Source organism: Acinetobacter sp. B51(2017), assembly GCF_003711395.1.
Lineage (GTDB): Bacteria > Pseudomonadota > Gammaproteobacteria > Pseudomonadales > Moraxellaceae > Acinetobacter.
Genome location: NZ_PJRJ01000019.1, coordinates 37,451 through 57,841 on the forward strand (window position 1 = coordinate 37,451; position 20,391 = coordinate 57,841).

The window sequence follows — 20,391 nt, forward strand, 5'->3', positions numbered from 1 at the left end:
TATTGTTATCCTATTTAATATTATGTTTAATAAATTCACTGATCTTGTCTAAGTATTGCTCTGCAATTGGTAATTTCCCTGCCATGGTAAACATGCCATGCATCAGACCTTGCACATGGTGATAGTCCACATTTAAGCCAGCTTGAATGGCCGTCCTGACATAATCTAAAACCTCATCACGCAATGGATCATGCTCAACGGTCAGAATATAGAGTTTGCCATTTTCTCGTATAAAAGGTTGATTCAAAATACAAATTGCATTGTGGTCATCTAAGTCTTGCATTAACTGCTCAAAAAACCAGTGCATGGTGCTTTGCACTAAGGGAAAGCCGCTTAAATACGCTTGATAACTCGGACTTTCAGGAAAATACCCAATCACCGGATAAAGTAAGACTTGTGCTTTTAATTCGATGTTAAATTGCTGATAAAAATTTTGTCCTAAATAGGCTGCTAAATTCGCGCCGGCACTATCCCCACAAAACACTAAACGTGTGACATCAACGCCTAACTCGGTATGTTGTTGCATGATATACGCCAGTGCCTGCTGGCAATCTTGATAAGGTACAGGAAATTTAAATTCAGGCGCCAGACGATAGTCAATCGCAATCACGCGTACATCGGCACTATGCGCCAACTTACGGCAAATCGAGTCATGTGAGTCTAAATTTCCAATTACCCAACCACCGCCGTGGATATAGATCACACATGCCCGCTGCGTTGCCTGTAAATCAATATCATAAAGACGTAGATGAATCGGCTGATCTTGCCATGTTTGCTCAATATCCCTCGTTTGCACATGGTCTAAACCTTGCATCGCAGCCAAAGCACAATTGTTGATATAGGTCTGGCGTAGTTCAGCAATACTGCCCATTTTTTCAAACGATTGCCCGCCTTTGGCTAAGAAGGCCTCAATTACGGGACGGGCATCCGGATGCAGTGCGTAAGTCATACCACTTGATCCTCCATCCCGACATGCGCGCTATAGTAGTCTGATGCTTGAAACTGTGCCGCCTGACGATAGGCTTCCACATCTAAGGGCCAATTGTTAATCACTTTACCAGCTGCATTTTTATACCAACTTGAGCAGTCGGAGGAAAAGGCTGAGTGAGCCATCTGCTGTTGGATTTTGTGGTTATAATCCTCAAATAATTCCGGCTTAACCGCCAAAGCCACATCATGGGCTAAAATATGCTGTACCGCCTCTAAAATGTATTGATGCTGAATTTCTAGCATCGTCACAATCGAATTATGGTTTAAGTTGGTATTAGGGCCGTAGACTAAAAATAAATTATTAAATTGAGGTACGCTTAAACCTAAATAGGCTTCTGCACCATCTGCCCACACTTGTGATAAAGACTCACCATTTTGCGCCACAATATTGAGCTTGCCATTAAAGTTTTGACTGGCAAATCCAGTTCCATAAATAATGACATCGGCTTCGATGTATTCTCCGGCACTGGTTACAATGCCATGCTCACTCATTTCTGCAATTGCATCGGTCACTAAAGACACATTGTCACGATTGAGCGTTGGGTAATAATCATCGGTTCTTAAAATACGTTTACAACCAAACTCATAATCTGGGGTCAGCTTAGCACGTAAAATAGGATCTGGAATACTGTCATATAAATGTTGAAGGGCTAAACGCTCACCCTCTTTTTGCATATCACTGCCATGTTGGGTGCGATGAAAACCATCTTCACGCATTTGATGAATATGCTGACGACTGGCAAAAAATGCGGCAGGATGATGCTCAAATTCATCCAACTCAGCTTGGCTAAACACATACTGATCACGCGGCATAATCCAATTGGCACTGCGCTGAAAAATCGTCAGCTGTTTTGCCTGTTTCGCGACCTCAGGAATATATTGTACAGCGCTGGCGGCACTACCAATACTCACGACGTTCTTATCTGTTAAATTGACTTCATATTGCCATGCAGCAGAGTGGAAACTTTGTCCTTGAAAACGCTCTGCACCCTTAAAGCTTGGGATAACCGGTGTATTGAGTTGTCCCCAAGCTGGAATAAACACTTTGGCTTGCACTCGCCCTAGGTTTTGAATCTCTAAATCCCAAAGCTGCTGTTCTTTATTCCAGATCGCTTGGGTAATTTCAGCGTTATAGCTCAGATGTGGGTGTAAATTAAAGTGACTGGCTAAATCATTTAAATAGCCCAACAACTCTTCTTGACCGGCATACATGCGACTCACGCGCAGATGCGGAAAATAGCTAAAACAGTAAATATGCGACTGGGTATCACAGGCCGCACCGGGGTAAATATTGTCACGCCAAACACCGCCTAACGCATCGGCTTTTTCAAAAATTTTGAAATTTTCTATGCCATTTTGTTTGAGCACTGCCGCCATACCTAGGCCACCATAGCCAGATCCTAAAATGGCGACATCCAAAATTTGCTGACTCATATCCTTATCCTTGTTATTTTTCCTTACTGATGAAAAAAATCATCTTTATTCTATTTTCCAAAAATCATGCCAACTTCTTTCCACCCCATAGATCATTGTTTTATTTACAATTTAAAAATCTATCGACGATCGAGGTGATGAATTTTTTCTTAAATTAGCTTTATTTTGATGATTTTTTTCTTTTATAACACAAAAGATAAAAGTGATGTCAACTGAAATTTACTAAAAATACGCCAAAGTACACGTACTAGCGGATATAAAAATTGGCTGAAATTAACATAAGCCATACCCCACGCTCTATTTCCCCTTGCTAGGATAAAGCCATCTAATTTAAGTCGATGTACTTAAAATCACAATAACGAGGATTATTTATGTCAAGGCATCTTGCTGTTGAGTTATCTGCTCAACAATCTGCCTTAGTGGAATTATTACGCTATTTAAAACAACACCATTATCACTTTACCACTATTACCCCGTTGTCCCATCAACGTATTCTGACACGGCGTAAAGCACAAACTGCCAGCAGTCTGACCGACATTTTTGGTTGGAATTTACCTTTTGATGCAGATTTTCTACCCTTAGAGCTATTTGCATTACTACAAACAAGTCAATATCTAGAGCGCTACAATGACCAGCAATGGTATAGCTGTATTCGTGTTTCAAGTCTAGATCAACATTTAGTGGTTCATTCTGGTTATCCAACCCAAGATATTGATGCGGTTTTTTTTGGCCCCGATACCTATCGCTTTTATTTTCATGTGCAGCAATATCTCAAGCAACAGCAATTACAGCCCCAATCCGCTTTAGAAATTGGCTGTGGAACAGCAGCGGTGGCCATTGCACTTGCCAAACAGTTTAAAATTGAGCACATGACTGGCATTGATATCAATCCACAAGCTTTAAGCTTTAGCGCAGTCAACGCCAAGGCAGCGAAGATGGATTTAATCTTAGCGCAAAGTGATGTGTTGCAAGATATTGATCAAAAGTTTGATTTTATTTTTGCCAATCCACCATATTTGGTCGATGATGAGCAACGTCAATATCGGCACGGCGGCCAACTTGATGGCGCTGAAATGGCCTTTGTTATTTTACAACAAGCGATTCGGCAGTTAAGTCCACAAGGGCATTTATTTTTATATACTGGTGCGGCAATCTCGCAAGATAATAATTTACTCTATACCGCAATTAAAATTTTTATGCAGGATTATCCTGACTATTCATGGCACTATCAGGAGATTGATCCTGACGTGTTTGGCGAAGAACTCGAGCACAGCCAATATCAGCACATTGATCGGATTAGCTTGGCATTAATCACGGTACAAGCACCTTAACAGCAAGCCCACATCCGTGGGCTTGCTATTTTGAATAGGGCGCTTAAATATCTGACTCACCTTCACGCCATACATCTTCATATTCATCATGATCGATTAAAAAGCGATAGCCTGTATCAAGTGCTAAAAACGGCAAGGCTTCAGGAAAAACCTCTTCTAATTCTTTGACGGTAATGGTATGGAAGAAATCATCTGCATCATCTAATTCCCCACCATAGATAAACCATGCAATGCCGTCGCTATCGGGTAAATTACGAATCCCGACAATACTCTCTTCAGTTAAAGATTGAACAGCAATGGCAATGACATCTTGGTCATTGACTGCACGATAGGCAGAACCATATTGTTCACACACCAATTTCTGTTCTTCAATGATATCTTTATGCATGGGTAGATTTTCTAAATCATGTCAACAAAGTCTAGTATAACGAAAAAAGCCCACGCTCGTGGGCTTTTTCTTTGGCAACAATTTAAGCTGGAATCACTTCAGCAGCCGGTTCACGTGCCCAAATCCGATGCTTGCGAATACTCTCTTTAAAATCATCAGCAATCTTTTTAAAGTCATCTGCTTTAAATAGACCTGCATCGTCTTCTAAGCCCAGTAAGTCAATGAGCTCAGCTTTATCACCTAAAAATACAATCGGTTTTAAATGCTTGTAGGTTTCAAGCAGATAATGTTTAGCAACACCATCTTTTTTCACGGCATCTAGATTATCGCCATCGACAATCACCACTGCATCATACGCAATTGAAGGTTCACCTTTTTGCATGCCATCTGAAGCAATGTCTTTGCCTTTGGAATCTTTGACTGGAGCAGGTGTAGGGGTCAGCACTTCGGCCACAGCCTGTTCAGATTTAGCCCAGTCTTGAATGGCTTTCACCTGCGCTGCGTTAGCGCCATCATGGACCAAGACTGCAATTTTGCGCGCTTTGATATCTTCGGGCACAAATGCTTGCATAGAGAGTTTGGCTGAGGTTTTATCAATCGCTTGACTTTGTGCCTTGGCATCGGCTTTTAAGGCAATGCCCAATTGCTCTGCCACTTGGCGTGCTAAGTCAATATCAATATTCGCTAACACCTCTTGTACTTCACGCTCACGAATATGTAGACGCTCGACTTTACCCAATTCAAACACATAGGCATCTACCACATGTTTTTGTTCGTGTGCTGCTAAGCTTTGATAATATAAACGGGCTTGGCTAAAGTGGTCGGAAAATGATGGACTACGTTCACGAATCTTGCGCCCATCAATACGTTCTTGGTAACTTTCAAAACCACCTTGGCTGGCAGCAGGTGGGGTTTCAACGGGCCAATTACCATCAATTGAATTCGGCTGATATGCGGCTTGACCTTTATGCACATGATGCTGATGTAAGGCATCACGCTGATTATTATGGAATGGACAGACAGCTTTATTGATCGGAATTTGGTGGAAGTTCGGCCCACCAAGGCGACTTAACTGAGTATCGGTATAAGAGAATAAACGCGCTTGTAATAAAGGGTCGTTGGTAAAATCAATCCCTGGGACAATATGCCCTGGACAGAAAGCCACTTGCTCAGTTTCAGCAAAGAAATTATCTACGTTACGATTCAGAACAAATTTGCCAATTGGCGTCACAGGAACGAGTTCCTCAGGAATAATTTTGGTCGGATCGAGCAGATCAAAGTCATATTTCATTTCATCTTGTTCTGGCACAATCTGCACCCCTAATTCCCATTCTGGATAGAAACCATTTTCAATCGCTTCGTACAAGTCACGACGATGAAAATCAGGGTCTTTCCCCGCTAATTTTTGTGCTTCATCCCAAACCAACTGAGCTAGACCTTGTTTTGGCGTCCAATGGAATTTCACAAATACTGCTTCGCCTTTGGCATTAATTAAGCGGAAGGTATGCACCCCAAAGCCTTGGATAGAACGTAAATTACGTGGAATGGCACGATCTGACATCGCCCACATCACCGCATGCGCTGATTCAGGCACTAAAGAAACAAAATCCCAAAAGGTATCATGTGCCGATGCACCGGTTGGAATCTCGGTATCTGGCTCTGGTTTGACTGCATGCACAAAATCTGGGAATTTAATGCCATCTTGAATAAAGAATACTGGCGCATTATTACCGACTAAATCAAAATTACCTTCTTCAGTATAAAATTTAATGGCAAAGCCACGGATATCACGCACCGTATCAGCAGAACCACGCGGCCCTTGTACAGTGGAAAAGCGTACGAAAATTGGAGTTTGAATGCTGCTATCGGTTAGGAATCCCGCTTTGGTCCACTTTTCATTGCCAGGATAGGCTTCAAAAAAACCATGCGCTGCCACACCACGCGCGTGCACAATTCGCTCAGGAATACGCTCATGATCAAAATGGGTGATTTTTTCACGCAAGATAAAATCTTCCAATAAGGTAGAACCTCGTGTACCCGCTTTTAAGCTATTCTGATTGTCTGCAATTTTAACGCCTTGATTAGTCGTTAAAGCTTGTTCTGTTGCATCGCGACGATGTGCATCCAGTTGTTCGAGCTTCTTATTGGTATTTTGACGATCTAGATGATCTTGTCCGCCCATTTGGCTCACGGTTTTCTTATTCATGATCCTTCCTCATTTCATTTTTATAACGAGAGATAAATATGATATTGGTCATATCATCCTGCTTTACCTTAGCGGTAAACAAGCTGAGTCAATGTATCACTTAGATTAAATTTTCAGCACTTTATGTAATTGATCTTTAATTTCTTTTAAGTTGATTTGCAAAAAACGATGAATCAGGAGCTAGGACGATCATATATAAACGTTTTTTCGTATAGAGTTATATAGCAATTTAATGCAAAATCACTTGCATTTAATACAGATTTCTTTGCTATTGTTTTGTACAATCATTTTATAATACCTCATACTTATTTTTTGATTATGCCAACAAAAATGATTAAAAAGCGCACGGGTGGTCGTAGTGCGCGCGTCCGTCAAGATGTACTCAAACATGCATTATTTGAATTGATCGAACAAGGTTATATGGGCTTCAATATTAGTCAAATTGCAGCTCGCGCGAATGTACATGAAACCACAATTTATCGACGTTGGCCCACGCGCGAAGCATTAATCATGGATACCATTAGCGAATTTGCTCACAATCAATTGGTACCTGTAAATACTGGGAATTTAGGGCAAGATTTACGCCATATGTTGGCTTCAATTGCTAATTTTTTACAAGGTCAAATTGGTAAAACATTAATTATGCTGGCTTTTAATCCACAATTAGCCCCTGAACTACAACACATGACCTGGCAACTTTGGCAGGAACGTATGCAAATTGGTCAGAAGATATTTGGTTATGCCATTGCGCGTGGTGAGTGGCCTCAGGATTACGACCAAAATTTAGTGTTTAATGAAATTATTGGTCCCCTACTTAGCCACTATTTCTTGCTAAAGCAACCCATTAGTGATGAGCTAATCAATCAACGTGTGGATTTTATTTTAGATAATCGTCACGCCTTTCAACTGAGATGCATAAATTCTGTACCAAAACCTGAGCAGATTAGTCAGTTTTAATCAATTTTACTCAAATCTGTTATAGTTTTTTTACTTTTTTCTGTATCTAATATTTGAACAAGTGCTTTTGCATAATACAGTTCTTCCTTTGATTTAACTGTGAGAATCAAGAATGCAAGAGCGCCCTTCAAAGCCAGCACCTAAATATGCCGATAGCTCCATTTCCGATAAAGCCTTTAAGCGTATGCTACTTTGGTTTTTTATTTACTGTAGCTTATTTTGCATTGGTGTAGTGGTTGCAATTAATGCCGATATGGGTTTTTAAATCAAAAATGATCAACCTGATAAGATTGGATGAAGCATGTATAAAGCTGAACAACTCGCACATAATATTCGGGTTTTAATTAAAAATCAGTCTTTTACTGCTCATCAAAAGCTACCTTCTTTACGTGACCAAGCTGCAGACAGTGGCTTAAGCTTAATGACCGTAATGAATGCCTATCAAAGTCTTGAAGCGCAAGGCTTGATTTATGCCAAAGAAAAGTCCGGTTATTTTGTAAGTCCACAAAAACATCATTTGAGGCTGCCACACACCACTGTGGCACTGCATCAAGATATATCGATTAACTCTTTAGTCTTTAAGTATTTAAAATCAATACAAGCACCTACTGTTGTGCCTCTAGGGTCGGCTTTTCCTGATGATCGTTTAGTGAGTAGCAAAAAACTGATTCAAATTATGGCCCAACTGGCGCGAGAGCCCAGCAGCTACCATCAACATGAAAGTTTACCCCCGGGTAAACTGGCACTGCGCCAACTGATTGCTCAGCGGTATAACATGCACGGCGTTGCTACGCATGCGGATGATATCGTCATCACCTCTGGCTGTTTAGATGCTTTAAATCTTGCCTTACAGGCGGTGGCGCAGTCTGGTGATTATATTATTTTACAACAACATATTTTTTATGGCGCTTGGCAAGCAGCGGAACGCTTAGGTTTAAAAGTGATTACCTTACCTGAGCATCCCATTTATGGCTTTGACTTAACCGCCTTTGAGCAAATTTTGCAGCAGTATCCCATAAAAGTCTGTTGGTTAATGCTCAATAGCCATAATCCCATTGGCTTTAATGTCAATCATGAAATTAAGGCCAAAATTGCTGCCTTGATTCATGAGTATCAAGTCTATTTAATCAAGTCTATTTAATTGAAGATGATGTCTATGAAGAGCTCTATTTTTCACAGAGCCGTCCACTGCCAATGAAATATTTTGATCAAGGCAATTGGGTCTTACATTGCTCCTCTTTTTCTAAAACATTAGGGGCAAGTTTTCGCTTAGGCTGGGTACATGCAGGCGCTTTTTCGGCAAAAATCCAGCACTTACAACTCATGAGTACGATTTCTGCCAATAGTTTATTACAAAATGCCTTAGTTGAATTTATTAGCAAACATCATTATGAAAAACATTTACGCCAATTACGTAAGAATTTAGAAAAACAAAAAAAGGTGTTTTTTAAATATTTAGAGCAAAATTTACCCAAAGGCTGTGAGATTTATTATTACCATAGCGGCTATTTTTTGTGGATTAAATTGCCACCCAATATTGCCAGTATGAGTATTTATGAAACTCTAATTGAGCGCAAGATTGCCATTGCGCCCAGCCCTTTGTTTTGTGTTTTCTCTGAATCACGTCAAGGTTTACGTTTAAATTGTTCTTTTGCTTGGAATACTGAGCTTCAACAGGCGCTTGAACTGATGATCCAAGTGATTGAAGAACATATCGTCGCTGCGCATTAACCGCAAGTCGCTCGAATCACCTGATTATTGCTGTCTGTAACCACTGTCACGCGGTCACTACGATAATCCATGGTGGCAGGCTGATTCGGTTTAAGCATACGCACCGAACCTGATTGCGTCATAATTTTAATATCATCTTCGCTTAAGTTTTTCTGACCCACCAATTTGGCAGCATAGTGCGCTTGGCATTGGTCTTTTTGACTGCGTAATAAGGTCCACTCTTCAACCACACGTCCATCAGCTAAATGACAATCGCTGACTTGCCCTTGCGCAGTTTCACGAATCACGCTTTTACCGCCTTGCTGCTGACAATGAACACTCGCTGGATTGGCCATGCCCAACGCTTGCTTAGGTGTAGATGGGCTATGACTGCTACATGCACCTAGCAGTAAACTGATTCCGCATAACAGTAAAATTTTCTGCATGTTATTCTCTTGGCTTTATTGTAAAACTTGATCTTAACCTAAGCTCAATGATTTCGCTGCGAAATTTTTAATTTTTTTGACGGGCTTATTGAAGCGTATAACGATAACCCTCTTGCTCGGGAATTTTTTGCATCTCTAAGGCAATTTCGCCTGATTTTTTATCACCAATGATTGATAAATCATAGTGATACAGCTCATTTTGACTATGATCAAGTGAAACCACCACATTTTGGATATGATATTTTTCGATTTCGCCGTATTCATCATAAATATTTTGATCATTTAAGATCACGGATTCAACCCGCTGCTGATTGGCATTGGCACGCGTACATTGATAGGCCATCAAGCCCATACTCAAGATAGCAGCGAAGGCAAGTATACTGTTGCGTTTATTCAATGAGATATGCATAACAGATTTTAAATAAACAGATGATCATATGCGCACTAGCTTAACCTAATCTTAGGATAAAAGAGTAACACTCAGGCTATTAATTAAGCAAATAATCTGTTCATTCTCATCTGTATGCAGCCGCTTGATCTCATCACAATAGGGCTTGATAGTTAGCCAATGCCCTGTGTTATTTAAATTTCCACGTATAATCAATGTTCACACGTTGTTCTTTGGCTGTTTTAAACGTCGCTTTGGGGCCAAAGTCGTTTTTATAGTCTTCATGACGTAAACGGATATTCAAACCTTTGAGCGCAGTGTGTTGTAACTGATAAGACAATTCAATCCCAAACTTGCGTTCTTCCAATTCACGATCATCGCCCACCAAATTTACCAATTCAATGTCATCACCCTTGGTATAACGTGTCATTAAGCGTAAGCCTGGGATTTGCTCTTTAAAGTCATAGTCATAACGTACGGACCACGCTTTTTCATTGGGATTTAAAAAGTCGGTCGACCATGCATCTAGATAAGTATTGGCTTCACCGCCACTTAAATATGGAAAACCAGTATCGCCTGAGTTATGGATATAACCGACACTCAATTTATGGTTATTTTTGTTTAAAGCAAATACGATATTGCCATGATGGTTATCAATATGACCGGCTAAACTATCGCCTGAATCGACGGTTCTAAAATAGCGAAAGTCGTTGTATAAACTCCACTCTTCATTAATGCTATAGGTGTTGCGCGCCCAAAAAGTATATTGATCATACACTTCGTGCAAATTGGCATGATACAGTGCAAATGTGGTTTCTGGACGTAAATAATAATAACCGCCGATATAATGCAGACCTGAGGTTTCCACCCCTGCATATTTCATATTGGCAGCAGACAAACGAATTTTTTCATAGTTAGTTGAATCACGATGATTCACGCGATCGACATAACCGGCTTCAATTTTAACTTTGTCTAGTTCTTTCGATTCTAGCGCGATGCCACGATAAGTCTGTGGCAATAAACGGGCGGGTGAACCCACCAAAACCGGATTCAATGGAAACAGCGTACCGGCTTTTAATTCAGTTTCACTGATTTTAGCTTTGGCAGTCACGCCAATTTCGCCATAACTGTCTGTTGGTTCTAGGCTCGGTCTATTTACAGGCAATAAACCTGTACCAAAAGAATGTTCTTTATCACCCCAAAGTTTAATCCCTGTACCGGCATAGACATCGACACCTAAACCGATCGGGCCTTCAGTAAAGCCTGATTTAGCACTTAGAATAAAGCCTTGTGCCCATTCTTTGGCAGCAGGTTGCGTCACATCTGGCGCAGTATAGTTACGGTCTAAATAGAAGTTACGCGCAGTCAGCGTCACTTGGCTGTCTTCAATAAAATCAGCCAAGGCTGAGCTACTGATTAACCCTAAAAATATGCATCCATATATTTTTGTATTCATTGTCTGTTTCCTTAAGACAAAATGGTCCTATTGATCGTGCGATTGGCAAGATCAAATCAATTGAATAATTAGGAAAGGATGTGGCTTGTGCCACCACATCCTGCTGTGGCTTAGATCACCGTAAACACACCTGAGACTTTGGCAACTTCTTTACCGTCTTGCGTGGCAATCGCTTCAAGATTGGAAATCTTGCGACCTCGGCGCACAAAGTAGACCTCTACATCTACTTGCTTAAGTTGGGTTGGACGTAAGAAGTTAACCGTCATATTGACTGTTGCTGCTGGCTGACCTTCATGCCCAATGAGAGCAAATAAACCCATCGCATCATCAAGCATGGCGCTGAGTAAACCACCTTGTAAGTGTCCCATAGGATTGGCAAATTCAGCCCGCGATTGGTAGCTGAGTTTTAAGCGTAGTTCATCAGCATCAAACTGTTCAAAACGCCCACCTAAGAAGCGATGTACTGGCGGTGGTATCAGCTGTGCAATAAATGCATTGGCATCAAAGCTCATGCGCTGCTCCTTAATCTACAAAGTAGTCATTGCTAAAGTCTGTTACCGCACTGCCCGCATGTTTCACGCTATGTGCTAAACCATAAATTTCAGCTAACACCATGGTGTGGTAGAAACGTGCGGTTTGGACTTTACCTTTTAAGAAGTTGGCATTGCCTTGGGCCTGTGCCAATAATTCAGCCGCTTTGACTGCACTTTTGGCATGTTGCCAAGCCCCTACGACAATACCAGTGAGCATTAAATACGGCACCGACACTGATAATGCATCCTTAGTTGATTGCATAAATTGCTGTGCAATCAGTTGGCTATGGCTCTCTAAGAGCTCAATTGCGTTGCCAAACTCAGTGGCAATATCAGCAAGCTCTGCGTTGGCTTGTACTTCAGCTAATGTCTCTTTCATTAGACCAAGCAACACGCCTAAGTTTTTGCCTTGATCTTTAACAATCTTACGACCGACTAAGTCAGCGGCTTGAATAGCTGTCGTACCTTCGTAAATCACACTAATCACAGCATCACGTAAATATTGTGCCACACCCGTTTCTTCAATAAAGCCTAAACCGCCGTGTACTTGAATGCCTGTGGTGGTGGTTTTAAGTGCCGTTTCAGTGGCCCATGCTTTAAATACAGGAATCAGTAAATCAACTAAACCTTGGTTATAGGCACGGACTTGTGCATCTGGATGGCGGAAACTAATATCTTGGGCTTGGGCAATAAATAGTGAAATGGCACGCATCGCTTCTACGTTAGATTTCATGCTGAGTAGCTGACGACGCACATCGGCATGTTCAATAATCGCCACTTGTTGACCTGTAGCGACGTCTGCACCTTGTACACGTTCACGTGCATAATCAAGCGCTGCTTGGTACGAACGTTCAGTTAAGGCCACACCTTCCATACCCACGGTTAAACGTGCCATGTTCATCATCACGAACATCGCCGCTAAACCTTTGTTTTTCTCACCAACTAAGTAGCCTAAAGCACCTTCGTCATCGCCATAGGCCATGACACAGGTTGGGCTGGCATGAATCCCGAGTTTATGTTCAATGGATACGCAGCGTACATCGTTGCGCTCACCCAATGAACCATCGTCATTAACCAAGAATTTAGGCACTAAGAACAGTGAAATACCGCGGACACCTGCTGGTACATCTGGAAGACGTGCCAATACCAAGTGAATGATGTTATCGGTTAAGTCATGCTCACCAAAGGTGATAAAGATTTTTTGACCATGAATACGGTAGCTGCCATCGGCTTGTTCAATGGCTTTGGTTTTTAACGCACCAACGTCTGAACCTGCGCCCGGCTCAGTCAAGTTCATGGTGCCGCCCCATTCACCAGACACCAATTTTGGTAAATATTTCTGTTTCAGTTCAGCGCTTGCTGCATGGCTGATCGCTTCAATCGCACCAATGGTTAAACCCGAACACATCACAAAGGATTTATTGGCACCCATCATGATTTCATTGACTGCCGTAGATAGAATATACGGTAGACCTTGACCGCCAAATTCTGGCTCAAGTGAAATATTGTTCCAGCCCGCTTGGGTGTATTGTTGATAGGCTTCTTTAAAGCCTTTTGGTGTGGTGACCACACCATCAGCAATTTTTAAGCCTTCGCGGTCACCGCTGGCATTAATTGGATCTAGGACATTAGTGGCAAATTTACCAGCTTCATCCAATACAGATTCATACAGCTCTACACCTAAATCTTCAAGACCTGGCAACTCGGCCAATTGTTTTTGATCTAACAGATGATTAAAGATAAAGCTGAGATCATTTAAAGGGGCTTTGTAGCTGTTCATGCGCTGAGTTCCTTGTCTTGTAGTAAACGCCAGTTAATTTTTCCGCTTGCAGTTTTTGGGAGTTCATCCACAAATTCTACAAATTTGGGTACTTTGTAAGCCGACATATTGGCGCGGCACCAATCTGTCAATTCTTGTTCCGTGATCACAGCATGTGGTTTTAACACCACCACAGCTTTCACGCTTTCACCACGCTCGGTTTTGTTACATGGGATAATGCAATTTTCAAATACGTTTTGGTTTTTGTATAAAATGCTTTCGACTTCAGACGGCCATACTTTGTAGCCAGACACATTAATCATGCGTTTTAAGCGATCTGCCATAAAGAAGTAACCTTCTTCATCGAAATAACCAACATCACCGGTTTTAAAGAAGGTATGTCCATCATGTTGAATCAGCGCATCTTTAGTAGCTTGTGGGTTTTTCCAATAGCCACTAAACATACATGGACTGCGTGAGATAATTTCACCGGTTTGACGGACACCCAGCTCTAAACCGGTGTCTGGATCAATGACACGGCTATCCACTTCAAATAACGGCACGCCTAAACATTGACGTTTGCCACGACCATAGGGGTTCAGATGTACCCCTGCGGTCATTTCAGTCATGCCCCAGCCTTCAATAAACTCAATTCCGGTTAAGGTTTCAAAATCTTGAGCAATGGCGTGTGGCATGCCTGTACCACCACCGTAGACACAAATGAATGAACGGAAGTTATATTGATTCACATTCGGCAAGGCCAATAAGTCCACCACCATGGTTGGAATACAGCACCAATGGGTTAAACCATATAAATCCACCACTTGAGCCGCACATACGCGATCCCAACGCGTCATTAAATAGGTGGTCGCACCTAAGTAAATCGGCAGACACATGGCATTGATCATGCCCGTCACATGGAAAAATGGCGTCACCGATAACACTTTGGCGGTGTTATTCCATGGGCTCCAATTAATTTGTGTGCTAATTTGCGCGACCAAAGCACGGTGGCTGAGCATGCAACCTTTCGGATGTGCTGTGGTACCTGAAGTGTATAAAATCACCGCAAGGTCTTCGCCACGGCGCTGTGCAACATAACCAATTGCAGTATGTTGTAATGCCGTTTGGAAGTTCACAACGCATTGGCTTTCGGTAATCGCAGGTGCATTTTTTACCGTTTCTGGAATCGCAAATTTGGTATCAGCAAAAATGTCGTCGCCATAACGTGCTGCAATCATATGTTCGAGTACAGTTTCACCGAGCAGCGGACTAAACTCTGCCACCATTTCTGAACCTACAATCGCCACACGGCTTTCGGTGTCCGTGATGTACCATTCGAGTTCCAAGGTTTTGTTCATTGGATTCACAGGGACTACAACAGCATCACAACGTAAGATGGCATAGTAAGCCACCATAAACGCCACGCTATTTTGCATGCACAGCACCACACGATCACCGGGTTGCACGGCCAATTTTTCAGTTAAATAACCCGCAAAGCGTTCTACACGGGTATTTAAGGTGTGGTAATCGACTTGGCTGCCATAATAATTGACGGCAATTTTATTTGGATAACGCTGTGCACTGGTGCTTAAGTGTTCATATACACCGGTTTGTGGATAAGACAAACCATGGGATAAATGACGTGGCCAATGTTGTAAATGTAGTGTACTCATGATTTTACCCTCGAGCGTCGCCCGTAACCGTTCCTGTCACAGGCGTAAAGCTTGAATTTTTATAAAAGTGCTGCAGTTAAGCGCTCAGCTTTTGGCTTAAAATATTTGGAAGTTGCCAAAAACTTGCATCACCCACTGTATCTTGTGCAAATGTGTGCACTTGCTGTTGAAATTGATTCAGGTTTTGTCCAACAAAGAACATTGGGCCACCGCGCCAACGTGGGAAGCCATAACCGGCCAAATACACCACATCAATATCTGATTCGCGTAAGGCAATGCCTTCTTCAAGCAAACGGTAACCTTCTAAAGCCAATGCATTAATACAACGCGCGACAATTTCAGCATCGCTAAATTGCTGTGGCACAATACGTTGTTGTTGACGATACGCATCAATTAAAGCCAATACGTCCTGATCGATCTCCCCACGGCGATTGCCTGTGCTGTAGTCGTACCAACCTTTTTGGGTCTTTTGACCAAAACGTTGTTGCTCACACAGTAAATCCGCAATCCCTGAGAATTTTTTATTTGGATTGGCTTTTAACTGTTGTTTACGAATCAGGTAACCAATATCGTTACCTGCCATATCACACATGCGGAATGGCCCCATCGCCATGCCAAAGTTTTCTAAAGCTTGGTCAATTTGATACGGTGATGCACCGGCATCAATCAATAGACCTGCAATACGTAAATATTCATTCAGCATACGGTTACCAATGAAACCGTCACAGACGCCTGCAACCACAGCCACTTTGCCTAAAAGCTTACCTAAATTCAATGCTGTCAATAAAGTTTGATCATCAGTATGTGCTGTACGTACCACTTCAAGTAATGGCATCACTTGCGCAGGACTAAAGAAATGCAGACCCACCACCGCTTCAGGACGTTTGGTCACTTGCGCCAATTGATTTAAATCAAGCGTGGATGTATTGCTGGCTAAAATAGCACCTTGTGGCAGGTATTGATCCATCTTTTGTAAGACTGAAGTTTTGACATCCCAATCTTCAAATACGGCTTCAAGTGCCAATTCAACATGGGCAAGATCAGCATAATCTAATGAAGTCTTTAATTGTGTTTGAATGGCAGCGGCTTTTTCTGCGCTTAAACGCCCTTTTTCAACTTGTTGGCTAAAATATTTCCCAATTAAGCCTAAACCACGATCCAAACCAGCTTGCTGGGTTTCAATTAAAGTAACGTTAAAGCCTGCTTTTAAGAAACAAATTGCAATCCCGCTGCCCATGGTGCCTGCGCCAATGACAGCAACATTTTGAATATGTTGAGCACTTATTGTGTTGTCTAAACCAGGTACATTTTTCACCATACGTTCTGCAAAGAAGGCATGACGTAAGCTTTTTGAGATATCCGTTTCAGTTAAGGCTTGGAATAAAGCCTGTTCTTTGGTAAAGCCTTGGGCAAAGTCATGTTCTGTTGCCGCTTGAATCGCATCTAAAATTGCAGTTTGTACAATCGCAGGACCTTGGCTATCTAATTTCGCGCGTGCTGCTACCAATACATCCGCTTCTGCATCTGCCACTTGAGTGTGCTTAATATGTACTACAGGCTGAGGATTGGCCTCTGCCCAAGCCAGTGCATCTTGTTTGACTTGAGCTTGACTTAAACTAACAAACAATTGAGTCTGCGTGAGGTCAGCCAATTTCAATGGCTTACCTGTGCTAATCGCATTGAGCGCTGCACTCACGCCAATGTAACGTGGTAACAGTTGTGTACCTGCTGCGCCCGGCAACAAACCTAAATGCACTTCAGGCAACGCCAATTTGGCTTTAGCATCAATCACACGTACATGACACGCCAAAGCCAACTCTAAACCACCACCTAAGGCTTGACCCGCGACAGCTGCCACAATCGTCTTTGGCGCATCTGAAATTAAATTGACCAAATCATGTAAAGAAGGGAATGTTAAATGTGTACCTTGGGTAAACTCACTAATGTCTGCACCTGCACTAAAGGCCTTTTCACCACCATACAACACGATACTCGTGACGCTCTCATCACTCAGTGCTTGGGTCAGCGCGCTATACAATGCTTCACGTAAGGCATGTGATAACACGTTTAATTTATCCGTTGCAAACTCAATGCAAGCCACTGAACCAAACTGTTGTTGCTGTACGTTCATGTTTATTCCCTTCTTTGCTTGACTGATGATTTATGCTGCGCGTTTTTGCAACATATTGAGTAAAATTAAAATAAGCAGTGCCGCGATGATGATGCCCGGAATGGATGCCATAATGACACCGGTTGCACCACTGCCCATGACCAACACTTGACCTGCCACAGCAGGACCTGCCATCGCACCGAAACGTCCTACAGTCATCGCAGTCCCGACACCCGTACCGCGCATTTGTGTTGGATACACTTGGCTGCCTAAGGCATACAGCACCATTTGTCCACCAATGGTGAAACAACCCACTAGCGCGCCAGCAAAGTACATCGCATACACACTTTCAAAGGTATTCAGTGCAATTAAACCGAGCACAATGCCGCTATACATCAGCACAATCACGTTCTTCATTTTCCAGCGATCGACTAAAATACCCAGACCAATCGTGCCAATGAATGCACCTACGGAGAAGAACATCTGTACTAAGGTGGCTTGCTGCTTTTGGAAGCCTAAGTCCATCAGTAACGATGGCAACCAATTCAGTAGCATGTACACCACCATCATGGTGAAGAAGTAACCCACCCACAGCAGTAAGGTTGGCGCACGGAAATGCTGACTCCACAGCTCGCTAAATGCTGCTTGCTGGCTATTATTTTGCTTGGCTGCCAAAAATGCTTTTGATTCAGGGAGGAACCACCACATCATTGGAAGCACCAATAACGGGAGTGCCCCACCCACATAGAAAATCACTTTCCAATCTGTGGCAATCGCAGTACTGGCCAGCAGAGATACGGCAATACCACCAATCGGCATACCACAGTACATCAATGAAATGGCGCGGCCACGGGCTTTTTCATCCACTGCTTCAGAAGCCAGTGCCACAAGGTTAGGCAATGCTGCACCTAAACCGACACCCGTCATAAAACGCGCAAAAAGTAAGCCATTAAAGCTGGTAACCCATGCGGTTAATATTGAAAACAAGCCAAATAAAGCCACGGCAATCATTAAAATCTTTTTACGACCCATACGGTCGCCTAAACGTCCACCAATCAGCCCGCCCGGTAATAAACCTAGAATAGCAGCACTAAAAAATAAACCTAAACTTTGTGTATCTAAAGCAAAGTGTTCACGCACACCGGCTGCAGCAACCCCTGCAGATTGCAAATCAATTCCCTCGATAAACGCAATCAGGAAACAGATCACGATGGTCATAAACGCATTACGCCCCGATTCATGTTGTGTTGTTGTCATATTGTTATCCTTAATGCAAACGGTTGCTTTCCTCGCCAACCATGAAATTATTGTCAAGCAACCTTGACAATCATCCTATTAGCAAAAAGTCGTAATCACCCGTAGAGAAACATAACCAAGTGTTATAAAATAAAGCGTACTTTTAAGACCTAAAAACGATCATGCAATCACTACGAACTTTACTGCGTAGCCGCCTTGAATGGATTGAAGAAACCTTAATGCAACATGCCGAAAAAAATGGTTATGGTTATATTTCACCAGCAACAGCACGTTTATATAGTTATTTAGGCAATGATGCAGTGGCGATGTCGGTGTTAGCACGACAATTAAAAGTTTCACGCCAAGCTGTGCACCAATTGGTGACTGAAGGAGTAAATGCAGGATTTTTAGAGCTTTGTGATAACCCTCAAGACAAACGGGTCAAGTTAGTACAATTTACTGCCAAAGGTCGTAAGATGTCTGCGGTGGCGATGCAAGAGTTACAAAATATTGAACAACAACTGATGCAACATTTAGGTAAAGAACAAGTAGAGACCTTAAGAAATATTTTACAAATGCCTTGGCCAGGTGATCGCCATTAAGAGCTAATTCAAATAAAATGACTGGCATTTTCTACCAAATTTCGCTTAAAAAAGATTGTATAAAAATTTAAATTTTTATTGCTTGGCCGTAAAAAAACCCAAAGTTTTACACTTTGGGTTAAAGATATGGCGTTAATTAGCGATGTTTATTGAGGCTATCTTGCTGATCACGAGGATGAGCCGGTAAGCTGTTGGTACGCTGCGGCTGCTGTTGCTGCTGTTCTAATTCTAATTGCTGCAAGGCAAAGGCCTGCTGTACTTCTTGTTGCTGTTGCTGTCTTTGTTTAGTCCGACTTTGTTGACGTCTTAGCATAGTCTGATCTTCCTGTAGCACTGTTTAAAAAAAAGACCTCCTTAATGTAGCCAGTTTTTTTTGTAGTCACAGTGATGAGCTGTATCAGTTTACGTCTTTGTAAATCAGCTTGAGCTAAACCTTTGATACAAAACATTGGCTTTTACATCACTTACAAATTAATGTGAGATATTTACTTAGTTTTACACAGTGTTTCATCTGTTTGTCATTTGAGCACTTTAATCTGTCGGTTAAGCCTAGCGTCATTTGGGGCTGTAATAACAAAAAATATCGTTGTATTGACCTGTTTGCTCATCGCGCAGGTTTTTCTTTTTTAGACGCAAATGTCGCGCTGGTTGAGCGTAGTTTTGCTTAGGAGACTTATAAGCGGTGCTATTTGAGTCTAATTTCGTATAAAAATATTCTTTTGGCGCCATTTAACCTGATTTTTCACTGTATTGCTGTTGGTCAGTTGCTTATGGCTGTAGTGTTGCCTGATCACATTTTTGTTTAAAACTTGACGCTTTAGATCATCAACATGAATAACATTCCTTGCGATCATGTATGGTATGTGTGTTTTATCCTACAGTACAGTGATTCGTGATAATCCCTCACAGTTAATATATGCAGCTTTGACACACTCCCACCACTTTCGACTAGCTCCTTGCGAAACTCGTTTCTCAGGGATTCTAAAAGCAAAAGCTCTTAGGCGACTTCCTCACGGATTTCGCTTGCTTTCTGCTTCACAAGGCAACCTTTACCGCATCCACCCTCCACAGACAAAACGGTGTGTCCCACCGCCAAAATATTACGAGAAGCGTTTATATCCGCATTCTCGCTAAAGCTACACTCTACACAGCTAAATTTCGCCTGAGTGAGC

17 protein-coding genes and 2 pseudogenes are annotated in these 20,391 nt (G+C 42.1%); 5 read left to right on the forward strand and 14 right to left on the reverse strand.

Going from position 1 to position 20,391, the window contains the following annotated elements; translation table 11 throughout:
• Window positions 1-10: 10 nt before the first annotated feature.
• The gene (locus CYK47_RS10185) at window positions 11-949 is read right to left on the reverse strand and encodes an alpha/beta hydrolase (RefSeq protein WP_122901415.1); all 939 of its coding nucleotides are present in this window, start codon (window positions 947-949) and stop codon (window positions 11-13) included.
• The gene (locus CYK47_RS10190) at window positions 946-2,424 is read right to left on the reverse strand and encodes a flavin-containing monooxygenase (RefSeq protein WP_122901417.1); all 1,479 of its coding nucleotides are present in this window, start codon (window positions 2,422-2,424) and stop codon (window positions 946-948) included. The genes CYK47_RS10185 and CYK47_RS10190 overlap by 4 nt, the downstream gene beginning before the upstream one ends.
• A 371-nt stretch (window positions 2,425-2,795) precedes the next feature.
• Between CYK47_RS10190 and CYK47_RS10195 the strand changes: the two genes are divergently transcribed.
• Window positions 2,796-3,755, forward strand: coding sequence for a methyltransferase (locus CYK47_RS10195; protein WP_122901419.1), 960 nt, complete (start codon window positions 2,796-2,798; stop codon window positions 3,753-3,755).
• A gap of 43 nt (window positions 3,756-3,798) precedes the next feature.
• On the opposite strand, the gene CYK47_RS10200 is transcribed toward CYK47_RS10195, so the two are convergent.
• Both CYK47_RS10200 and katE read right to left on the reverse strand, forming a co-directional pair.
• Window positions 3,799-4,143, reverse strand: coding sequence for an immunity protein Imm33 domain-containing protein (locus CYK47_RS10200; protein WP_122901421.1), 345 nt, complete (start codon window positions 4,141-4,143; stop codon window positions 3,799-3,801).
• A gap of 82 nt (window positions 4,144-4,225) precedes the next feature.
• Entirely contained in the window at window positions 4,226-6,349 is a 2,124-nt protein-coding gene (katE, locus tag CYK47_RS10205) for a catalase HPII (RefSeq protein WP_122901423.1), read from the reverse strand.
• A 330-nt stretch (window positions 6,350-6,679) separates the two neighbouring features.
• Here katE and CYK47_RS10210 point away from each other — a divergent pair, with 330 nt between their 5' ends.
• The 3 genes and pseudogenes from CYK47_RS10210 to CYK47_RS10215 all read left to right on the forward strand — a co-directional run bounded on the left by CYK47_RS10210 (window position 6,680) and on the right by CYK47_RS10215 (window position 9,037).
• Window positions 6,680-7,306, forward strand: a complete 627-nt coding sequence (locus tag CYK47_RS10210; protein ID WP_164709181.1) for a TetR/AcrR family transcriptional regulator — start codon at window positions 6,680-6,682, stop codon at window positions 7,304-7,306.
• 112 nt (window positions 7,307-7,418) lie between these two features.
• Window positions 7,419-7,571, forward strand: a complete 153-nt coding sequence (locus tag CYK47_RS15490; protein WP_164709182.1) for a hypothetical protein — start codon at window positions 7,419-7,421, stop codon at window positions 7,569-7,571.
• 36 nt (window positions 7,572-7,607) lie between these two features.
• Window positions 7,608-9,037: pseudogene (locus CYK47_RS10215) on the forward strand (aminotransferase-like domain-containing protein).
• Here CYK47_RS10215 and CYK47_RS10220 read toward each other — a convergent pair.
• From CYK47_RS10220 to mhpT, 8 genes are all read right to left on the reverse strand, one after another.
• On the reverse strand, window positions 9,034-9,462 hold the full coding sequence (locus CYK47_RS10220; RefSeq protein ID WP_122901427.1) for an I78 family peptidase inhibitor: 429 nt from the start codon (window positions 9,460-9,462) through the stop codon (window positions 9,034-9,036). The pseudogene CYK47_RS10215 and the gene CYK47_RS10220 overlap by 4 nt on opposite strands.
• Window positions 9,463-9,547: 85 nt before the next feature.
• Window positions 9,548-9,859, reverse strand: coding sequence for a hypothetical protein (locus tag CYK47_RS10225; RefSeq protein ID WP_164709183.1), 312 nt, complete (start codon window positions 9,857-9,859; stop codon window positions 9,548-9,550).
• Window positions 9,860-10,040: 181 nt separating this feature from the next.
• Window positions 10,041-11,306, reverse strand: a complete 1,266-nt coding sequence (locus CYK47_RS10230) for an OprD family outer membrane porin (protein ID WP_122901431.1) — start codon at window positions 11,304-11,306, stop codon at window positions 10,041-10,043.
• A gap of 110 nt (window positions 11,307-11,416) precedes the next feature.
• Window positions 11,417-11,818, reverse strand: a complete 402-nt coding sequence (locus CYK47_RS10235) for a PaaI family thioesterase (RefSeq protein ID WP_122901433.1) — start codon at window positions 11,816-11,818, stop codon at window positions 11,417-11,419.
• Between the two features lie 10 nt (window positions 11,819-11,828).
• Window positions 11,829-13,619 (reverse strand): acyl-CoA dehydrogenase, encoded by a 1,791-nt coding sequence (locus tag CYK47_RS10240; RefSeq protein WP_122901435.1) that lies wholly within the window; start codon window positions 13,617-13,619, stop codon window positions 11,829-11,831.
• Entirely contained in the window at window positions 13,616-15,271 is a 1,656-nt protein-coding gene (locus tag CYK47_RS10245; protein WP_122901437.1) for a long-chain-fatty-acid--CoA ligase, read from the reverse strand. The genes CYK47_RS10240 and CYK47_RS10245 overlap by 4 nt, the downstream gene beginning before the upstream one ends.
• Window positions 15,272-15,347: 76 nt before the next feature.
• A complete protein-coding gene (locus tag CYK47_RS10250) occupies window positions 15,348-17,402 on the reverse strand; it encodes a 3-hydroxyacyl-CoA dehydrogenase NAD-binding domain-containing protein (RefSeq protein ID WP_122901439.1) in 2,055 nt (684 codons plus the stop codon).
• 30 nt (window positions 17,403-17,432) lie between these two features.
• Window positions 17,433-18,638, reverse strand: a complete 1,206-nt coding sequence (gene mhpT / locus CYK47_RS10255; protein WP_122901441.1) for a 3-(3-hydroxy-phenyl)propionate transporter MhpT — start codon at window positions 18,636-18,638, stop codon at window positions 17,433-17,435.
• Window positions 18,639-18,799: 161 nt separating this feature from the next.
• On the opposite strand from mhpT, the gene CYK47_RS10260 reads away from it, so the two are divergent.
• The gene (locus CYK47_RS10260; RefSeq protein WP_122901443.1) at window positions 18,800-19,219 is read left to right on the forward strand and encodes a MarR family winged helix-turn-helix transcriptional regulator; all 420 of its coding nucleotides are present in this window, start codon (window positions 18,800-18,802) and stop codon (window positions 19,217-19,219) included.
• Between the two features lie 136 nt (window positions 19,220-19,355).
• Here CYK47_RS10260 and CYK47_RS15495 read toward each other — a convergent pair whose 3' ends face one another.
• Both CYK47_RS15495 and CYK47_RS10265 read right to left on the reverse strand, forming a co-directional pair.
• Entirely contained in the window at window positions 19,356-19,532 is a 177-nt protein-coding gene (locus CYK47_RS15495) for a hypothetical protein (RefSeq protein ID WP_164709184.1), read from the reverse strand.
• 684 nt (window positions 19,533-20,216) lie between these two features.
• Window positions 20,217-20,391, reverse strand: a pseudogene (locus tag CYK47_RS10265) (RNA-guided endonuclease InsQ/TnpB family protein); the annotation flags it as partial.

What these genes read in the sequence shown, in the direction of transcription:
- CYK47_RS10230 (WP_122901431.1), bottom strand. Translation starts at nt 11,306, where the DNA reads ATGAATACAAAAATATATGGATGCATATTTTTAGGGTTAATCAGTAGC.
- CYK47_RS15490 (WP_164709182.1), top strand. Translation starts at nt 7,419, where the DNA reads ATGCAAGAGCGCCCTTCAAAGCCAGCACCTAAATATGCCGATAGCTCC.
- CYK47_RS10190 (WP_122901417.1), bottom strand. Translation starts at nt 2,424, where the DNA reads ATGAGTCAGCAAATTTTGGATGTCGCCATTTTAGGATCTGGCTATGGT.
- CYK47_RS10195 (WP_122901419.1), top strand. Translation starts at nt 2,796, where the DNA reads ATGTCAAGGCATCTTGCTGTTGAGTTATCTGCTCAACAATCTGCCTTA.
- CYK47_RS10250 (WP_122901439.1), bottom strand. Translation starts at nt 17,402, where the DNA reads ATGAACGTACAGCAACAACAGTTTGGTTCAGTGGCTTGCATTGAGTTT.
- CYK47_RS10220 (WP_122901427.1), bottom strand. Translation starts at nt 9,462, where the DNA reads ATGCAGAAAATTTTACTGTTATGCGGAATCAGTTTACTGCTAGGTGCA.
- CYK47_RS10235 (WP_122901433.1), bottom strand. Translation starts at nt 11,818, where the DNA reads ATGAGCTTTGATGCCAATGCATTTATTGCACAGCTGATACCACCGCCA.
- mhpT (WP_122901441.1), bottom strand. Translation starts at nt 18,638, where the DNA reads ATGACAACAACACAACATGAATCGGGGCGTAATGCGTTTATGACCATC.
- CYK47_RS10260 (WP_122901443.1), top strand. Translation starts at nt 18,800, where the DNA reads ATGCAATCACTACGAACTTTACTGCGTAGCCGCCTTGAATGGATTGAA.
- CYK47_RS10240 (WP_122901435.1), bottom strand. Translation starts at nt 13,619, where the DNA reads ATGAACAGCTACAAAGCCCCTTTAAATGATCTCAGCTTTATCTTTAAT.
- CYK47_RS10210 (WP_164709181.1), top strand. Translation starts at nt 6,680, where the DNA reads ATGATTAAAAAGCGCACGGGTGGTCGTAGTGCGCGCGTCCGTCAAGAT.
- CYK47_RS15495 (WP_164709184.1), bottom strand. Translation starts at nt 19,532, where the DNA reads ATGCTAAGACGTCAACAAAGTCGGACTAAACAAAGACAGCAACAGCAA.
- CYK47_RS10185 (WP_122901415.1), bottom strand. Translation starts at nt 949, where the DNA reads ATGACTTACGCACTGCATCCGGATGCCCGTCCCGTAATTGAGGCCTTC.
- katE (WP_122901423.1), bottom strand. Translation starts at nt 6,349, where the DNA reads ATGAATAAGAAAACCGTGAGCCAAATGGGCGGACAAGATCATCTAGAT.
- CYK47_RS10200 (WP_122901421.1), bottom strand. Translation starts at nt 4,143, where the DNA reads ATGCATAAAGATATCATTGAAGAACAGAAATTGGTGTGTGAACAATAT.
- CYK47_RS10245 (WP_122901437.1), bottom strand. Translation starts at nt 15,271, where the DNA reads ATGAGTACACTACATTTACAACATTGGCCACGTCATTTATCCCATGGT.